Below are 14690 nucleotides of genomic sequence, written 5' to 3' on the forward strand. Positions count from 1 at the left end.
CCCAAAAAGCCGCACCGTATTCCCGGTGCCTGACCCTGAGCCCGTCACACACGAAGGACTTTTTTATGGACATCTTGCTGCAGCAGATCATCAACGGTCTGGTTCTCGGCAGCATGTACGCCTTGATAGCCTTGGGCTACACCATGGTGTACGGCATTATTCAATTGATCAACTTTGCCCACGGCGAGGTGCTGATGGTGGGGGCACTCACCAGTTGGAGCTGCATCGGCATGATGCAATCGTCCATGCCCTGGGCGCCTGGGTGGCTGATCTTGCTGCTGGCAACCATCATTGCCTGCATCGTCGCCGCGGCGCTCAATTTCACGATTGAGAAGGTGGCCTACCGGCCCCTGCGCAACGCCTCGCGTCTGGCTCCCCTGATCACCGCGCTGGGCATGTCCATCTTGCTGCAGACGCTGGCCATGATCATCTGGAAGCCCAACTACAAGCCCTACCCGACGCTGCTGCCCGCCGCGCCGTTCGAGGTCGCAGGCGCGGTGATTACATCCACGCAGATTCTGATTCTGGGCGTCACGGCGATCTCGCTGGCGGTGCTGACCTGGCTGGTGGGCTACACCAACCTGGGCCGCGCCATGCGGGCCACGGCAGAGAACCCGCGTGTGGCCGCTTTAATGGGCGTCAAGCCCGATATGGTGATCTCGGCCACCTTCATCATCGGCGCCATTCTGGCGGCCATTGCCGGCATCATGTACGCCTCGAACTACGGCACGGCGCAGCACACCATGGGCTTTTTGCCTGGCCTGAAGGCGTTCACGGCAGCCGTGTTTGGCGGTATCGGGAACCTGACCGGTGCGGTGGTTGGTGGCATTCTGCTGGGGCTTATTGAAGCCATTGGCTCGGGCTACATCGGCACGCTCACAGGCGGCATTCTCGGGAGCAACTACGCAGATATTTTTGCGTTCATCGTGCTCATCATCATCCTGACGCTGCGCCCATCCGGTTTGTTCGGCGAACGTGTGGCCGACCGGGCCTGAGGACACCACCATGAACCAAAAGAACCTTGCCAAATGGGTCGCTGGCGCCATCGCGCTGCTGGTGCTACCCCTGATCCTGCAGTCCTTCGGCAACGCCTGGGTGCGCATTGCCGACCTGTCCCTGCTGTACGTCATGCTGGCCCTTGGCCTGAACATCGTCGTGGGCTACGCCGGTCTGCTGGACCTGGGTTACGTCGCGTTCTACGCCGTGGGGGCTTACCTGTTCGGGCTGCTGGCCTCGCCCCAGCTGACGGACAACTTCGCCAACATTGCGGCGATGTTTCCTGAAGGCCTGCATATTTCGATGTGGCTGGTGATTCCGCTGGCGCTGGTCGCGGCCGCCACAGCAGGGGTGATTCTGGGTCTTCCGGTGCTGAAATTGCGCGGCGACTACCTGGCCATCGTCACGCTGGGGTTCGGGGAAATCATCCGCATTTTCATGAACAACCTGGACCACCCGGTGAACATCACCAACGGCCCCAAAGGGATAGGGCAGATCGATTCGGTGTCTGTTTTGGGTTTGAATCTGGGCAAAACACACCAGCTTTTTGGTTACGACATCAACTCGGTGACGCTGTACTACTACATGTTCCTGGTCTTGGTGCTGGTGACGGTTCTGGTCTGTTACCGCCTGCAGGACTCGCGCATTGGCCGTGCCTGGATGGCCATCCGCGAAGACGAAATCGCCGCCAAGGCCATGGGCATCAACACGCGCAACATGAAGCTGCTAGCGTTCGGCATGGGGGCTTCGTTTGGCGGCGTCTCGGGCGTCATGTTCGGTGCCTTCCAGGGCTTCGTCTCGCCGGAATCCTTCAGCCTGATGGAGTCGGTGATGATCGTTGCCATGGTGGTGCTCGGTGGGATTGGCCACATTCCTGGGGTGATCCTGGGCGCGGTGCTGCTTTCGGCACTGCCCGAGGTGCTGCGCTATGTCGCAGGGCCGTTGCAGGCCATGACAGAGGGCCGGCTTGACTCGGCCATCCTGCGCCAGCTGCTGATCGCGCTGGCCATGATCATCGTGATGCTGATACGTCCCCGTGGCCTGTGGCCCGCGCCTGACCACGGCAAGAGCCTGGTGCAGAAGACTTGAACACCGCAGAAGGACACAATATGGCAGAGAATTCCAATGCGCCGGTGCTCAACGTATCCGGTATTTCCAAGCGATTTGGCGGCTTGCAGGCCCTCTCGGATGTCGGCATCACCATCAAACGCGGTCAGGTCTATGGCCTGATCGGCCCCAACGGCGCCGGCAAGACGACTTTTTTCAACGTTATCACCGGTCTCTACACGCCCGACAGCGGCACGTTTGAGCTGGCAGGCAAGCCCTATGCACCCAAAGCGGTGCACCTGGTGGCCAAGGCGGGCATTGCCCGCACCTTCCAGAACATTCGCTTGTTCAGCGAAATGACGGCGTTGGAAAACGTCATGGTGGGGCGGCATATCCGTACCCATTCGGGGCTTTTTGGTGCCGTGTTCCGCTCCAAGGGCTTCAAAAAGGAAGAATTAGAAATTGCCAAGCGCGCCCAGGAGTTGCTGGACTACGTCGGCATTGGCAGCTACGCCGATTACAAGGCGCGCACGCTGTCTTACGGCGATCAGCGGCGCTTGGAGATCGCCCGCGCGCTGGCGACCGACCCACAGCTGATAGCGCTTGATGAGCCGGCTGCCGGCATGAACGCCACCGAGAAGGTGATGCTGCGCGAACTGATCGACCGCATCCGCAAGGACAACCGCACCATTTTGCTGATCGAGCACGATGTCAAGCTTGTCATGGGCTTGTGCGATCGCGTCACCGTGCTCGACTACGGCAAGCAGATTGCCGAGGGAACGCCGGCTGACGTGCAGAAGAACGAAAAAGTGATCGAGGCCTATCTGGGCGCCGGAGGACATTGAGCATGGCCGAACAGAACAACAATATTCTTCTGCAAATCAGTGGCCTGAAGGTGGGCTACGGCGGAATCCAGGCGGTCAAAGGCATCGATTTTGACGTGCGCTCGGGCGAGCTGGTGTCGCTCATCGGCTCCAACGGTGCTGGCAAAACCACGACCATGAAGGCCATCACGGGCACCTTGGGGCTGACGGACGGCGATATCCGCTACCAGGGGCAGAGCATCCGTGGGCAGGGCGCCTGGGACTTGGTGAAGAAGGGCCTGGTCATGGTGCCCGAAGGCCGCGGCGTGTTTGCGCGCATGACGATTATCGAAAACCTGCAGATGGGCGCCTTCGTGCGGCGCGACAAGGCCGGCATCGCAGCCGATATGGAGCGCATGTTTGCGCTGTTTCCTCGTCTCAAGGAGCGCCGTGATCAGCTCGCGGGCACCATGTCCGGCGGCGAGCAGCAGATGCTGGCCATGGCCCGCGCATTGATGAGCCAGCCCAAATTGCTTTTGCTGGACGAGCCGTCCATGGGGCTGTCGCCCATCATGGTGGACAAGATTTTCGAGGTGGTGCGCGACGTGTACGCCCAGGGCGTTACCGTGCTGCTGGTCGAGCAGAACGCCAGCCGCGCGCTGGCGATTGCGAACCGCGGTTATGTGATGGAGTCGGGTCTCATCACCATGTCTGGGCCGGGCAAGGAACTCCTCAGCGACCCCAAGGTGCGCGCCGCCTATCTGGGCGAGTGACGCAGCGGTCCCCAAAAAACCGGCTCCATGCCGGTTTTTTTTTTGCTAATTTTTTTCTAGCAATGAGTGGCCGAATACCAGGCGCCGAGGCCAGTTTTGCCTACCCATCAGTGCCGGTCTTTTCTCTCTCACCTGCGGGCCGCCGCGATATTCTCACGCCCCATGAATGCTTTTCAGTCTCTGCCAATTCCCGTACAAACCGTGCTGCTGCTGCTCGCCAGCAATGTGTTCATGACCTTTGCCTGGTACGGGCACCTGAAGAACCTCTCCAGCGCGCCCTGGTACGTTGCCGCTCTGGTCAGTTGGTGCGTGGCACTGTTCGAGTACCTGTTTCAGGTGCCCGCCAACCGCATCGGCTTTACCCAGATGAGCATCGGCCAGCTAAAGATTCTCCAGGAAGTCATCACGATGTCGGTGTTCGTGCCCTTTGCTGTGTTCTACCTGGGCCAGCCCCTCAAGTGGGATTACCTGTGGGCTGGGTTGTGCATGCTGGGTGCGGTGTACTTCGTATTCCGCGGCGCTTGATCTCGGTCATCGGCGTTGTCAGCGTTGGCGCAGGCTCATGGCCTGCGCCTCGTTAAACTCGCGCCATTGCGAAACCCTGGCGTTTCGTCCCCTCTGTCGTACCTCTTCCTGTTTTTTCCCTGGAGTTCCACATGCTGTTTGGCAAGCTCTTGCCGCGCGAAGGCAACTTTTTTGAAATGTTCAACCAGCATGCCGAGCGCATCGTGGAGGCTGCACAGGCCTTTGCGCAGATGGTTGCGCACTACAACGAGCCGCACCTGCGCGAGCGCTACGCCCAGGACGTGGACAACGCGGAGCGCGCGGCAGACCGCATTACGCACGAAGTCAACAAGGCCGTGCACAAAACCTTCATCACCCCAATTGATCGCGAGCAGATCCACACGCTGATCAACACCATGGACGACGTGGCCGACCTGATCCAGGATTCTGCAGAAACCATGAGCCTCTACGACATCCGCGAGATGACGGAAGAGATCACCCGCCTGACCGATCTGAGCGTCAAATCTGTCGAGCGCATGCGCGATGCGGTCAAGCTGCTGAACAAGCTGGCGGATGCGGCGACCGCCGAGGCGGCACTGAAAACCTGCGAAGAGATCGATCGGCTTGAGAGCGACGCCGACCGCGTGCTGCGCAGTGCCATGAGCAAATTGTTCCGTGAGGAGCCCGACGTGCGTGAGCTCATCAAGCTCAAGGCGATCTACGAACTGCTGGAAACCATCACCGACAAGTGCGAAGACGTGGCCAACCTGATCGAGGGCATCGTCCTCGAAAACTCCTGACGTTGCGGGCAGCTGACCGATGCAAACCGTACAGACCACTTTTTGGGTTGTCGCGCTGCTCATCGCGATGGCCGTCGTGTTCGACTTTATGAACGGCTTTCACGACGCCGCCAACTCTATTGCCACGGTGGTCTCCACCGGCGTGCTCAAGCCTGGGCAGGCGGTGGTATTTGCTGCTTTTTTCAATATCGTTGCCATCTTCGTCTTTCACCTGAGCGTGGCGGCCACCATTGGCAAGGGGATTGTCGAGCCGGGAGTGGTCGATACCCATGTGGTGTTCGGGGCGTTGATGGGCGCCATCACTTGGAACCTGATCACCTGGTACTACGGCATCCCCAGCAGTTCGTCGCACGCGCTGATTGGCGGCATCGTCGGCGCCGTGATGGCGAAAACGGGTGCCGGCGCACTCATCGCTTCGGGCATTCTCAAGACCGTGATCTTCATCTTTCTCTCGCCGCTACTGGGTTTCGTTTTCGGCTCGCTGATGATGGTGGCCGTGAGCTGGGTCTTCCGCCGTGCGCGGCCAAGCCGCATCGACAAGTGGTTTCGCCGTTTGCAGATACTCTCCGCCGGAGCCTACAGCCTGGGCCACGGCGGCAACGATGCGCAAAAAACCATCGGCATCATCTGGCTGTTGCTGATTGCCGCTGGCTACGCGGCTCCAGACAGCGCTTCACCGCCGCTGTGGGTCATCGTCTGCTGCTACACGGCGATCGGTCTGGGCACCATGTTCGGAGGCTGGCGCATCGTCAAGACCATGGGGCAGAAGATCACCAAGCTCAAGCCCGTGGGCGGTTTTTGTGCCGAGACCGGCGGTGCGATCACCCTGTTCATGGCCACGCTGCTGGGCATTCCTGTCTCGACCACGCACACCATCACCGGCGCCATCGTTGGCGTGGGATCGGCGCAGCGCGCTAGCGCCGTGCGCTGGGGTGTGGCGGGCAATATCGTGTGGGCCTGGATTCTGACCATCCCGGCCAGCGCATTCGTGGCGGCCATCGCCTACTGGATCAGCCTGCAGCTCTATTGAGTGCGCTGATTACTACTATTTTCATAGCTCAAAGTGCTGGCTCGATAAGCGAAAGTCACTATTTTCTTATCGAGTTTCTCGCTAATCCGAAATCTTGTGCGCTTCGTCGACCTGGTATTCGAAATAGCGCTGAAAGCTGAACGCCAGGCTGGCCATCAGTACCGCGGTTCCCACCAGCAGTGAGGTCGCCAGGGCCATTACGGTGAACCAGTTGGTGCGGCCGGGTAGAGCGTCCGACGCTGCGCCCGGGTTGTAGCGGGCGTTCCACTTCTCGGGTGAAGACAGCCCATAGACGATGGCGGTCAGCGAGCAGCCGGCAATGGTGAACCCCACCATGGGAATCAAGATCCAGCTGAGCGCATCGTCCTGGCCTAAATTCAGTACGCGCCGAATGCCATAGATGCCCAGCGCAGTGGGCACCATCAAAAGCCAGCCGAGCGGGTCGGCCAAGCCTCGCAGATAAAAACGGTGCAGGCCCACAGGGCCGCCCAGAAAGGCCAGCCAGGCGGCCACAGTTTTATTTTTCATGGGGTGGGATTATTCGGGTGATTGGCTATCGCCGTTACCGAGGGGCCTTTGCATCAGCACGATGTCGCGCCAGGCGCCGTGCTTCCAGCCGACCGAGCGCATGAGCCCGGTCTGTTCAAAACCCAGGGAGCGGTGCAGGCCGATGGAGCCGGCATTGGCCGAATCGCCCACCACGGCCATCAACTGGCGCACGCCGGCAGCCTCGGCCTGCGCGATCAGGGCGGTGAGCAGCGCGCGACCCACGCCGCCGCCGCGCGCCGAATCGGCGACGTAGATCGAATCCTCGGCAGAAAAGCGGTATGCGGGCCTGGGTTTGAACCAGTTGGCGTAGGCAAAACCCACGATTTCACCACTGCGCTCGGCGACCAGCCAGGGAAGATTGCGCGCCAGGACTTCAGCGCGGCGTGCCGCCATGTCGGCCCGCGATGGGGGGTCGATTTCGAAGGTTCCGGTGCCGTGCAGCACATGGTGGGCGTAGATGGCGGTGATGGCGTCGAGGTCGCTGTCCAGGCTGGGTCGAATGGTGGGCATAGGAAAAAGTAAAGAAAGATATAATTGCAGGCTTTGCAGCGTGTCGCTGGCCGGGTGGCCATGTCGCGTGTCTCTACGTTGTAAATCTGGGGCTTCGGTTGCTAACGCGCCGGCCCACCACCCGAAGGATAAATCATGGTCGTCATTCGACTCTCCCGCGGCGGTTCCAAAGGCCGTCCTTTCTTTAACATCGTCGTTGCCGACAAGCGCGTGCGCCGCGACGGCCGTTTCATCGAACGTCTGGGGTTCTACAACCCCACGGCCAAGGAAGGCGAAGAAGGTCTGCGCATTGCGCAAGACCGCCTGACCTACTGGAAGAGCGTGGGCGCCCAGTCTTCGCCTACAGTGGACCGCCTGGTCAAACAGGCTGCCCAAACGGCAGCCTGAACCCGGCGTCTGACCGGACGGGGCGGATGGCGTCAGCTACTGACGCGATCCGCCCTTTTTCTTTTTTTGTGCCCGCTGCCATGACCTCTGAACTTGCGCTCCCCGCTGCTGAACTGCCGCCCGACGCCGTGGAAATCGGCCGCATCACCGACGCCTGGGGTGTCAAGGGCTGGTTCAAGGTGCTGCCCCATAGCAGCGAACCTGCGGCCCTGCTCTCTGACAAGCGCTGGTACCTGCAACCCACCGAGCGCGGCCCTCGCAGCTTCTCTGGCACCGTGGGCCTCGACCTGCGCCAGGTGCGCGAGCACGCCGGCGGCATCGTCGCCTGGGCGCAAGGCATTGACGAGCGCAGCGTCGCCGAAGCCCTGCGCGGTTCGCGCATTTTTGTACCGCGCTCTGGTTTCCCCCAAACGGAAGATGGTGAGTACTACTGGGTAGACCTCATTGGCTTGGCCGTGGAAAACCGCGAAGGCGTGGCATTGGGCACCGTGCGCGACCTGCTGACCACCGGCCCGCAGACCGTTCTGGTGCTGGACGGCGAAGTCGTGGAGGGCAAGCCCGTGGAGCGCATGATTCCCTTTGTCGGCGCATTCATTGACCAGGTCGATCTGGCGGGGCGGCGCATCGTGGCTGACTGGCAGCCTGACTACTGACCCTCGCTGGTAAAACGGCTGCCGCAGCCCCGCCGCGTATGCGCTTTGACGTCATCACCCTGTTTCCCGAGCTGTTTGCGCCGTTTCTGGCCAGCGGCGTAACGCGGCGTGCCTACGCCTCGGGCCAGGTGGCGGTGCAGCTGTGGAACCCCCGCGATTTCGCCGAGGGCAATTACCGCCGCGTGGATGACAGGCCTTTTGGCGGCGGCCCTGGCATGGTGATGTTGGCTGAGCCGCTCGCGCTGTGCCTCGCGGCCATTCGCGCGGCGCGCGCAGAGAACGAAGGCGTCCAGGCGCCGCTGGTGCTGTTCTCGCCGATCGGCCAGCGGCTGGACCACGCGGGCGTCGAGCAATGGGGGCAGGGCGCAGGCGCCGTGCTGCTGTGCGGCCGCTACGAGGGCATTGACCAGCGGTTTATCGACCGCTTTGTCGATGCGCAGATCAGCCTGGGTGATTTTGTGCTTTCGGGCGGCGAGATTGCCGCCATGGCGCTGCTGGACGCCGTTGCAAGGTTGCAGCCCGGCGTGCTGCACGATGCGGGCAGCCATGCCCTGGACAGCTTTAACCCGGCACTCGATGGCCTGCTGGACTGCCCGCACTACACGCGGCCCGACGTCTGGCAGGGCGAGGGTGTGCCGGCCGAGTTGCTCTCGGGGCACCACGCGCAGATCGAGCAGTGGCGCCGTAGCCAGCGGGTGCTGTTCACGGCGCGCCACCGACCAGACCTGATTGCTGCCGCACGTGCCGCCGGGCGCTTGAGCCCCGCCGACGAGGCGCAGTTGCGTGCTCCGCAAGACAGCAGGCTATAATGGCAGACTTTTCGATCCTCTGCCCGGCCGGCCCGCACTCCTTGGTGCTTGGGCACACCCGTCAATCCCGACACTGCCAATCTTGGCGCGGACACGATCGCAGGATGCCTTTATGAACCTGATCCAGACCCTTGAAGCGGAAGAAATTGCCCGCCTCGACAAAACCATTCCTGAATTTGCTCCTGGCGATACCGTCATCGTCAGCGTCAACGTGGTCGAAGGCACACGCAAGCGGATGCAGGCCTACGAAGGCGTGGTGATCGCCAAGCGCAACCGCGGTATCAACAGCGCCTTCATCGTGCGCAAGATCTCCAGCGGCGAAGGCGTGGAGCGCACCTTCCAGACCTACAGCCCGCTGATCGCCAAGATCGAAGTCAAGCGCCGTGGCGATGTGCGCCGCGCCAAGCTGTACTACCTGCGCGAGCGCAGCGGCAAGTCGGCACGTATCAAGGAAAAGCTCCCCTCGCGCGCCAAGACGGCAGCAGTGGTCGCCTGACCCACCGCCGCTACCTGCGCAAAAGCCGCTGCAGCTTCTGTCTGCCGCGGCTTTTTTATGGCCATGCCGGCTCCCCCTTCCTTCGCAGTGCCCACGCCGCTGCCCGATTTCGATCCACGTACCGTGCCTGTGTCCGGTATCGACACCGACCTGTCCGCCGTGCCGCGGGCGCGTACCACGGCCCAGGCCTTGCGCGCACGTTTTGCGGCGCCGCCGGTCTGGCAACCAGAGATTGCCTCTGAACCGCGTTTTTCTGCCCGTGCACCGGCGCGCGCCGCCGTCCTGATCCCCATCATCCAGCGCGCTGAGCCTACGGTGCTGCTCACCGAGCGCACGGCACATCTCTCCACGCACTCCAGCCAGGTGGCTTTTCCAGGGGGTCGGGCTGATCCTGGCGACGCCAACGCCGCCGCAACGGCTTTGCGCGAAGCCCATGAGGAAGTCGGCCTGGAGGCCGGCTCTGCCCAGGTGCTGGGCGAGCTACCGGTCTATGTCACGGGTTCTTCGTTTATCGTCTCGCCCGTGGTGGCGCTGGTGCAGGCCGATTGCGTGCTGCGCCCCAACCCTTATGAAGTGGCGCGTATCTTCGAGGTGCCGTTGGCCTTCCTGCTCGACCCGGCGCACCACCGCCGCCACGTTTTTGAGTACGCCGGACAGCGGCGCGAGTGGTATTCCATGCCGTACCGCGATGCTGAGGGCTATGAGCATTTCATCTGGGGCGCCACGGCAGGCATGCTGCGCAATTTTTACCGGTTTCTCTCCGCTTGAACGCCCGGTGCGGCGCGCCACCGGGGAGCGCCGCTATCATTGCCCGCCATGAGTTTCATCGCCATCCTGCTGGCCCTGCTGATTGAGCAGGCCCGCCCCCTCGCACGCAGCAACCCGGTGCATGCCGGGTTGCGCGCCTGGGCGCTCTCGGTCAGTCGCAATTTTGACGCAGGCAAGGCCCACCATGCCTGGGTGGCCTGGAGCCTTGCCGTGCTGCTGCCAGCGGGGCTGGTGGCGGGGGCGTACCTGCTGCTGATGCAATGGGTAGGCTGGCCGCTGGGCGTTGCGTGGGATGTCGCGGTGCTCTACATCACCCTGGGCTTTCGCCAGTTCAGCCACCATTTCACCCGCATCCGCGACGCGCTTGACCTGGGCGACGAGCGTTCGGCACGTGAAGGGCTGGCCCGCTGGCAGGGCGTGAATGTGGGCGAGTTGCCGCGCAGCGAGCTGGTGCGCCACGTGCTCGAATATTCCGTGATCGCGGCGCATCGCCATGTGTTCGGCGTGCTGGCCTGGTATTCGGTGCTTGCCGCGCTGGGCCTGGGGCCGGCGGGGGCCGTGCTCTACCGCATGGCCGAATTCGTCGCCCGCTATTGGAGCCGCCCCGGCACGGACGGCGCACCCCGCGCCAGCGAGGCCCTCAGGCAAGCCAGCGCGGCGGCCTGGACGGCGCTCGATTGGTTGCCCACGCGCATGACCGCGCTGTGCTTTGCCGTGGTGGGCAGCTTCGAAGAGGCCATCGACGGCTGGCGGTTTTATGCCCAGCGGTTTCCCAACGACAACGTGGGCGTTCTGCTGGCGGCGACTTCTGGCGCCATCAATGTGCGCCTGGGCGGCGAGGCGCTCAAGCCCAACGCAGGCGACCCCACCGCGACGGGGTTGGGCGATGACACCGACTTGGCAGACAGCGACAGCACCCCCGGCCGTGAGCCCGAGCTGGCACATTTGCGCAGCGTGGTGGGCCTAGTCTGGCGCTCGGTGGTGGTGTGGATGCTGCTCCTCGCGCTGCTGACGCTGGCGCGCCTGCTCGGCTAACGCAGTCGCAGATCAGTAGCGCGTCTGCCCAAGCTCTTTGAATAATTCGCTATAGATTGAATAGCGGATGGCGCTTATGCCTTCAGCGTCAGAGCCGCTTTTGACGGCTGAAATCACACCGCAGCCAGGTTCGTGCAAATGCGTGCAGTTGTAAAAACGGCACGCCGTGGCGTGCGCTGCAATGTCGGGCATGCAGCGGGCCAGGTCGGTTGGCGCAATGTGGTGCAGGCCAAACTCCTGAAAGCCTGGCGAGTCGATGAGCGCCGTGCTGTGGGCGGCATCCATCCAGTACAAGGCCGTGCTGGTGGTGGTATGGCGGCCGGAATTGAGTGCCTGTGAGATTTCGGCGGTGAGCACGGCCGCGCCGGGCACCAGCAGGTTCACGAGCGTGCTCTTGCCAACCCCAGACGGCCCCAGCACCAGCGTTGTCTTGCCGGCAAGCAGCGGCATCAGCATGTCTTTGGCGGCGTCCGGCGCCTGCCCCAGCGAAAGAGGCAGCACCGGGCAGGGTGAGGGCGAGGGCCCGGCCATGCTCCGGTAGGGTGCAAGCCGCTCCCAGGCGCGCTCGAAAGCTTGGGCCAGGTCGCTTTTGTTGAGCGCAATCAGCGGCGCAATGCCCGCTGCTTCGGCGGCAATCAAGGCCCGCGCGAGCTGCATTTCCGAAAACACCGGCTCGCTGGCAATGAGAATCAGGATCTGGTCGAGATTGGCGGCAAACGATTTGGTGCGGATTTCGTCCTGGCGGTAGAACAGGTTGCGGCGCTCCTGTACCTTCTCGACGGTGCCTTCCTCGCCCTGGCCGGTGGGTGGCGGCTGCCACAGCACCCGGTCGCCCACGACAACCTGGCTGCGCTTGCCTCGCGGGTGGCAGATGCGCCGCTCGCCGTCCGCCGTTTCCACGACGCAGTGCCTGCCATGGCTGGCCACTACCAGGCCTTGGCGCTGGGCTTCAGCCATGGCGCGGGTACCGGCTCATGTGAGCAGCGCGTCGAAGCGGCTGGCGCAATCGAAGTCGGTGCTGGAGATGCCGCCCACATCGTGCGTATTCAGGCGCACGACGCAACGGTCGTAGTGCACCGAGAGGTCGGGGTGGTGGTCCTGCGCGTGGGCGATGAAGGCCAGGGCATTCACGAAGGCCATGGTCTGGTAGTAGTTGGCGAATCGGTAGGTTTTCTCGATGGCCACGTCGGCGCCGTCGCCTTGCAAACACCAGCCCTCCAGTTGCGCCAATGCTGCTACTATTTCCGTAGCTTTGAGGGCGCGCCGCGTCTGCGTGGACCAGTTTTTTTGCTTCAAATCGTTTGTCATGCGGGGGCTCCGGCTTGCATGCGCGCCAGCCGCTCTACGGCCGGCGGGTGCGAGTAATAGAACTTGACGTAGAGCGGGTCCGGCGTCAGCGTGGCGGCATTGTCTTCGTACAGTTTGAGCAGTGCCGACGCGAGGTCGCCGCCATGGGTCTGGCGGGCGGCGTAGGCGTCGGCTTCGAACTCATGCTTGCGCGAGAGCTGGGCAAACAGCGGCGAGAAAAATACCGTGAACACCGGCACCACCAGCACGAACAGCAGCAAGGCCAGTGCGTCGCTCGGGGCGTGGGCGATGCCCGGCAGCAGCGCGGTGAGGTTGGGTTGCACGCCCAGACCGGTATAGAACCAGGGTTGGCTTGAGAGCCAGCCCAGCAGTGCAAAGCCAGCCAGGCTGAGTACGAACATGGTCGCCATGCGCTTGGCGACATGGCGGTGGTGAAAGTGCCCGAGTTCGTGCGCCAATACGGCTTCCACTTCGGCGGGCGCCAACTGGCGCAGCAGGGTGTCGAAAAACACCACCCGCTTGGACGTCCCAAAACCCGTGAAATAGGCGTTGGCGTGGGCGCTGCGGCGGCTGCCATCCATGACGAAAAATCCCTTGGCAGAAAAGCCGCAACGCTGCATCAGCGCCGTGACGCGCGCGGTCAGTGTCTCGTCTGCCAGGGGCTCGAACTTGTTGAAGAAGGGCGCGATGAAGGCTGGGTAGGCCCACATAAACAGCAGGTTGAGCCCGGTCCACAGCCCCCAGGCCCAGATCCACCACAGGCCGCCGGCTGACCCCATCAACCAAAGGATGGCCGCGGCAACGGGCAACCCGATCAAGGCGCTGAGCAGCGTGGATTTCGCCAGGTCGCTCAGCCACAAGCGCAGCGTAGTCTGGTTGAAACCAAACCGCTGCTCCAGCACAAAGGTCTGGTACAGCGTGCCAGGCAGGTCGATCAGGCCGCTGATCAGTACAAAACCCACCAGCAGGGCCAGTTGTTGCAGCATGCCGCCACCGAGCAGCGCGAGCAGCGCCCGGTTCAGGGCATCAAGCCCACCCAGCAGTGTCCAGCCCAGCAGTATGGCGGCGCCCAGTGCCGCTTCTAGCGTGCCAAAACGCAGTTTCGCCAGGGTGTAGTCCGCAGCCTTCTGGTGCGCTGCCAGAGAAATGCGGCTGGCAAACGAGCCCGGCACGGCAGCACGGCCGCGCGCTACATGGCGCAGCTGCCGGCTCGCAAGCCACAATTTGAGGAGAAAGCCCCCGCCAAGCGCAATGACGAAGGCGATGGTCAGCGCCAGGGAGGGCGGCAGAAAGGACGGGGTGGAAACAGGCATGTTGCGCGAGTTTAGGGCAATGCTGAACAAGTCTCTCACGCGCCGCGCAGCCGTACCTCGGGCGGTCTGCCGCGTTGCAAATCCTCGCCATCGCTGCGGCTATGGCTGCGGTTTGCGCCTTGTATCCCATCCCGATGCACGGCGCGCGCCATCGCGGTGACTTGTTCAGCATCGCCTTGGGGCAAGGAGCACGCGGCTGTCGCCAGACTGGGTGCGCGACAATCTGCGGTATGTCTGTACCTTCCGCCTCCCTTTCCCCTGCAACGCCTGCGCTGGGCCGCTCCGATCAAAACCTGATCTGGCTCGATTGCGAAATGACGGGCCTGGACCCGGAGAAAGAACGCATCATCGAAATTGCCGTGGTCGTCACCGGCCCGCAGCTCACGCCCCGCGTTGAGGGCCCGGTGCTGGTGGTGCACCAGAGCGACGAATTGCTGGCGGCCATGGATGCCTGGAACAAGGGCACGCACGGCCGCAGCGGCTTGATCGACAAAGTGCGCGCCTCCACGCTGACCGAGGCAGAAGCAGAAGCGCAGGTGCTGGAATTCGTCAAGCGCTACGCCCCCAAGGGCGCGGTGCCTTTGTGCGGCAACAGCATCGGGCAGGACCGGCGTTTTCTGGCCCGCTACATGCCCAAGCTGGAAGCCTTTCTGCACTACCGCAATGTGGACGTCAGCACGCTCAAGGAACTGGCCAAGCGCTGGAAGCCCGCCGCCTACAGCAGCTTCAAAAAGGCGCAGAAACACACGGCGCTGGCCGATGTGTATGAGTCGATTGACGAGCTGGCGCACTACCGCGCACAGCTCTTCGCAGCTGAGGCACTTGCGGGAAAACCCGAATCCGTGGCATAATTGCCGACTTGCACCGCATAGCGCTGCAAGTTTGTGCATCTCCCTTCACACACCGGGT

The 14690-nt window shown here is 62.8% G+C and carries 19 protein-coding genes; 14 read left to right on the plus strand and 5 right to left on the minus strand.

Going from position 1 to position 14690, the window contains the following annotated elements; all coding sequences use genetic code 11:
* Window positions 1-65: 65 nt before the first annotated feature.
* The 7 genes from AC07ZH_RS08335 (at window position 66) to AC07ZH_RS08365 (ending at window position 5953) form a co-directional block, all read left to right on the plus strand.
* A complete protein-coding gene (locus AC07ZH_RS08335) occupies window positions 66-995 on the plus strand; it encodes a branched-chain amino acid ABC transporter permease (protein ID WP_495199339.1) in 930 nt (309 codons plus the stop codon).
* Between the two features lie 10 nt (window positions 996-1005).
* Window positions 1006-2085, plus strand: coding sequence for an ABC transporter permease subunit (locus AC07ZH_RS08340; RefSeq protein ID WP_495199340.1), 1080 nt, complete (start codon window positions 1006-1008; stop codon window positions 2083-2085).
* A gap of 20 nt (window positions 2086-2105) precedes the next feature.
* Window positions 2106-2888: an ABC transporter ATP-binding protein gene (locus tag AC07ZH_RS08345; protein WP_495199341.1), complete on the plus strand. Its 783-nt coding sequence runs from the start codon at window positions 2106-2108 to the stop codon at window positions 2886-2888.
* A 2-nt stretch (window positions 2889-2890) separates the two neighbouring features.
* Window positions 2891-3619: an ABC transporter ATP-binding protein gene (locus AC07ZH_RS08350; protein ID WP_119108399.1), complete on the plus strand. Its 729-nt coding sequence runs from the start codon at window positions 2891-2893 to the stop codon at window positions 3617-3619.
* A gap of 162 nt (window positions 3620-3781) precedes the next feature.
* Window positions 3782-4144: a DMT family protein gene (locus AC07ZH_RS08355; RefSeq protein ID WP_495199342.1), complete on the plus strand. Its 363-nt coding sequence runs from the start codon at window positions 3782-3784 to the stop codon at window positions 4142-4144.
* A gap of 131 nt (window positions 4145-4275) precedes the next feature.
* Window positions 4276-4923 (plus strand): DUF47 domain-containing protein, encoded by a 648-nt coding sequence (locus tag AC07ZH_RS08360; protein WP_119108397.1) that lies wholly within the window; start codon window positions 4276-4278, stop codon window positions 4921-4923.
* 19 nt (window positions 4924-4942) lie between these two features.
* Window positions 4943-5953 (plus strand): inorganic phosphate transporter, encoded by a 1011-nt coding sequence (locus AC07ZH_RS08365; protein ID WP_495199343.1) that lies wholly within the window; start codon window positions 4943-4945, stop codon window positions 5951-5953.
* 81 nt (window positions 5954-6034) lie between these two features.
* Here AC07ZH_RS08365 and AC07ZH_RS08370 read toward each other — a convergent pair whose 3' ends face one another.
* Both AC07ZH_RS08370 and AC07ZH_RS08375 read right to left on the minus strand, forming a co-directional pair.
* The gene (locus AC07ZH_RS08370) at window positions 6035-6481 is read right to left on the minus strand and encodes a TM2 domain-containing protein (RefSeq protein WP_495199344.1); all 447 of its coding nucleotides are present in this window, start codon (window positions 6479-6481) and stop codon (window positions 6035-6037) included.
* Window positions 6482-6490: 9 nt separating this feature from the next.
* Complete coding sequence (locus AC07ZH_RS08375; RefSeq protein ID WP_495199345.1) at window positions 6491-7012, minus strand: GNAT family N-acetyltransferase; 522 nt, start codon at window positions 7010-7012, stop codon at window positions 6491-6493.
* Window positions 7013-7147: 135 nt separating this feature from the next.
* On the opposite strand from AC07ZH_RS08375, the gene rpsP reads away from it, so the two are divergent.
* From rpsP to AC07ZH_RS08405, 6 genes are all read left to right on the plus strand, one after another.
* Window positions 7148-7399: a 30S ribosomal protein S16 gene (rpsP, locus tag AC07ZH_RS08380; protein ID WP_119108393.1), complete on the plus strand. Its 252-nt coding sequence runs from the start codon at window positions 7148-7150 to the stop codon at window positions 7397-7399.
* Between the two features lie 80 nt (window positions 7400-7479).
* A complete protein-coding gene (rimM, locus tag AC07ZH_RS08385) occupies window positions 7480-8052 on the plus strand; it encodes a ribosome maturation factor RimM (protein WP_495199346.1) in 573 nt (190 codons plus the stop codon).
* Between the two features lie 38 nt (window positions 8053-8090).
* Entirely contained in the window at window positions 8091-8861 is a 771-nt protein-coding gene (gene trmD, locus AC07ZH_RS08390) for a tRNA (guanosine(37)-N1)-methyltransferase TrmD (protein ID WP_495199347.1), read from the plus strand.
* Window positions 8862-8973: 112 nt separating this feature from the next.
* Window positions 8974-9357, plus strand: a complete 384-nt coding sequence (rplS, locus tag AC07ZH_RS08395; RefSeq protein WP_119108390.1) for a 50S ribosomal protein L19 — start codon at window positions 8974-8976, stop codon at window positions 9355-9357.
* 63 nt (window positions 9358-9420) lie between these two features.
* Complete coding sequence (locus AC07ZH_RS08400) at window positions 9421-10125, plus strand: CoA pyrophosphatase (protein WP_495199348.1); 705 nt, start codon at window positions 9421-9423, stop codon at window positions 10123-10125.
* A 48-nt stretch (window positions 10126-10173) separates the two neighbouring features.
* On the plus strand, window positions 10174-11160 hold the full coding sequence (locus AC07ZH_RS08405; RefSeq protein ID WP_119108388.1) for a CobD/CbiB family protein: 987 nt from the start codon (window positions 10174-10176) through the stop codon (window positions 11158-11160).
* Between the two features lie 12 nt (window positions 11161-11172).
* Here AC07ZH_RS08405 and rsgA read toward each other — a convergent pair whose 3' ends face one another.
* Genes rsgA through AC07ZH_RS08420 form a run of 3 tightly spaced genes read right to left on the minus strand, consistent with a single transcriptional unit; the run spans window position 11173 to window position 13781 of the window.
* Complete coding sequence (rsgA, locus tag AC07ZH_RS08410) at window positions 11173-12117, minus strand: ribosome small subunit-dependent GTPase A (RefSeq protein WP_495199349.1); 945 nt, start codon at window positions 12115-12117, stop codon at window positions 11173-11175.
* 15 nt (window positions 12118-12132) lie between these two features.
* Entirely contained in the window at window positions 12133-12468 is a 336-nt protein-coding gene (locus tag AC07ZH_RS08415) for a 4a-hydroxytetrahydrobiopterin dehydratase (RefSeq protein ID WP_495199350.1), read from the minus strand.
* On the minus strand, window positions 12465-13781 hold the full coding sequence (locus AC07ZH_RS08420; protein WP_495199351.1) for a M48 family metallopeptidase: 1317 nt from the start codon (window positions 13779-13781) through the stop codon (window positions 12465-12467). The genes AC07ZH_RS08415 and AC07ZH_RS08420 overlap by 4 nt, the downstream gene beginning before the upstream one ends.
* Window positions 13782-14011: 230 nt before the next feature.
* On the opposite strand from AC07ZH_RS08420, the gene orn reads away from it, so the two are divergent.
* Window positions 14012-14632 (plus strand): oligoribonuclease, encoded by a 621-nt coding sequence (orn, locus tag AC07ZH_RS08425; protein WP_495199352.1) that lies wholly within the window; start codon window positions 14012-14014, stop codon window positions 14630-14632.
* The last annotated feature ends 58 nt before the right edge of the window (window positions 14633-14690 follow it).

Source organism: Simplicispira sp. GW247-4R2A, assembly GCF_059424465.1.

Bases quoted from the DNA above. Each gene is read 5' to 3' on its own strand.
- rplS (WP_119108390.1), top strand. From the start codon at position 8,974: ATGAACCTGATCCAGACCCTTGAAGCGGAAGAAATTGCCCGCCTCGAC.
- AC07ZH_RS08405 (WP_119108388.1), top strand. From the start codon at position 10,174: ATGAGTTTCATCGCCATCCTGCTGGCCCTGCTGATTGAGCAGGCCCGC.
- AC07ZH_RS08415 (WP_495199350.1), bottom strand. From the start codon at position 12,468: ATGACAAACGATTTGAAGCAAAAAAACTGGTCCACGCAGACGCGGCGC.
- AC07ZH_RS08365 (WP_495199343.1), top strand. From the start codon at position 4,943: ATGCAAACCGTACAGACCACTTTTTGGGTTGTCGCGCTGCTCATCGCG.
- rsgA (WP_495199349.1), bottom strand. From the start codon at position 12,117: ATGGCTGAAGCCCAGCGCCAAGGCCTGGTAGTGGCCAGCCATGGCAGG.
- AC07ZH_RS08400 (WP_495199348.1), top strand. From the start codon at position 9,421: ATGCCGGCTCCCCCTTCCTTCGCAGTGCCCACGCCGCTGCCCGATTTC.
- AC07ZH_RS08350 (WP_119108399.1), top strand. From the start codon at position 2,891: ATGGCCGAACAGAACAACAATATTCTTCTGCAAATCAGTGGCCTGAAG.
- orn (WP_495199352.1), top strand. From the start codon at position 14,012: ATGTCTGTACCTTCCGCCTCCCTTTCCCCTGCAACGCCTGCGCTGGGC.
- AC07ZH_RS08340 (WP_495199340.1), top strand. From the start codon at position 1,006: ATGAACCAAAAGAACCTTGCCAAATGGGTCGCTGGCGCCATCGCGCTG.
- trmD (WP_495199347.1), top strand. From the start codon at position 8,091: ATGCGCTTTGACGTCATCACCCTGTTTCCCGAGCTGTTTGCGCCGTTT.
- AC07ZH_RS08420 (WP_495199351.1), bottom strand. From the start codon at position 13,781: ATGCCTGTTTCCACCCCGTCCTTTCTGCCGCCCTCCCTGGCGCTGACC.
- AC07ZH_RS08370 (WP_495199344.1), bottom strand. From the start codon at position 6,481: ATGAAAAATAAAACTGTGGCCGCCTGGCTGGCCTTTCTGGGCGGCCCT.
- rpsP (WP_119108393.1), top strand. From the start codon at position 7,148: ATGGTCGTCATTCGACTCTCCCGCGGCGGTTCCAAAGGCCGTCCTTTC.
- AC07ZH_RS08360 (WP_119108397.1), top strand. From the start codon at position 4,276: ATGCTGTTTGGCAAGCTCTTGCCGCGCGAAGGCAACTTTTTTGAAATG.
- rimM (WP_495199346.1), top strand. From the start codon at position 7,480: ATGACCTCTGAACTTGCGCTCCCCGCTGCTGAACTGCCGCCCGACGCC.
- AC07ZH_RS08375 (WP_495199345.1), bottom strand. From the start codon at position 7,012: ATGCCCACCATTCGACCCAGCCTGGACAGCGACCTCGACGCCATCACC.
- AC07ZH_RS08345 (WP_495199341.1), top strand. From the start codon at position 2,106: ATGGCAGAGAATTCCAATGCGCCGGTGCTCAACGTATCCGGTATTTCC.
- AC07ZH_RS08335 (WP_495199339.1), top strand. From the start codon at position 66: ATGGACATCTTGCTGCAGCAGATCATCAACGGTCTGGTTCTCGGCAGC.
- AC07ZH_RS08355 (WP_495199342.1), top strand. From the start codon at position 3,782: ATGAATGCTTTTCAGTCTCTGCCAATTCCCGTACAAACCGTGCTGCTG.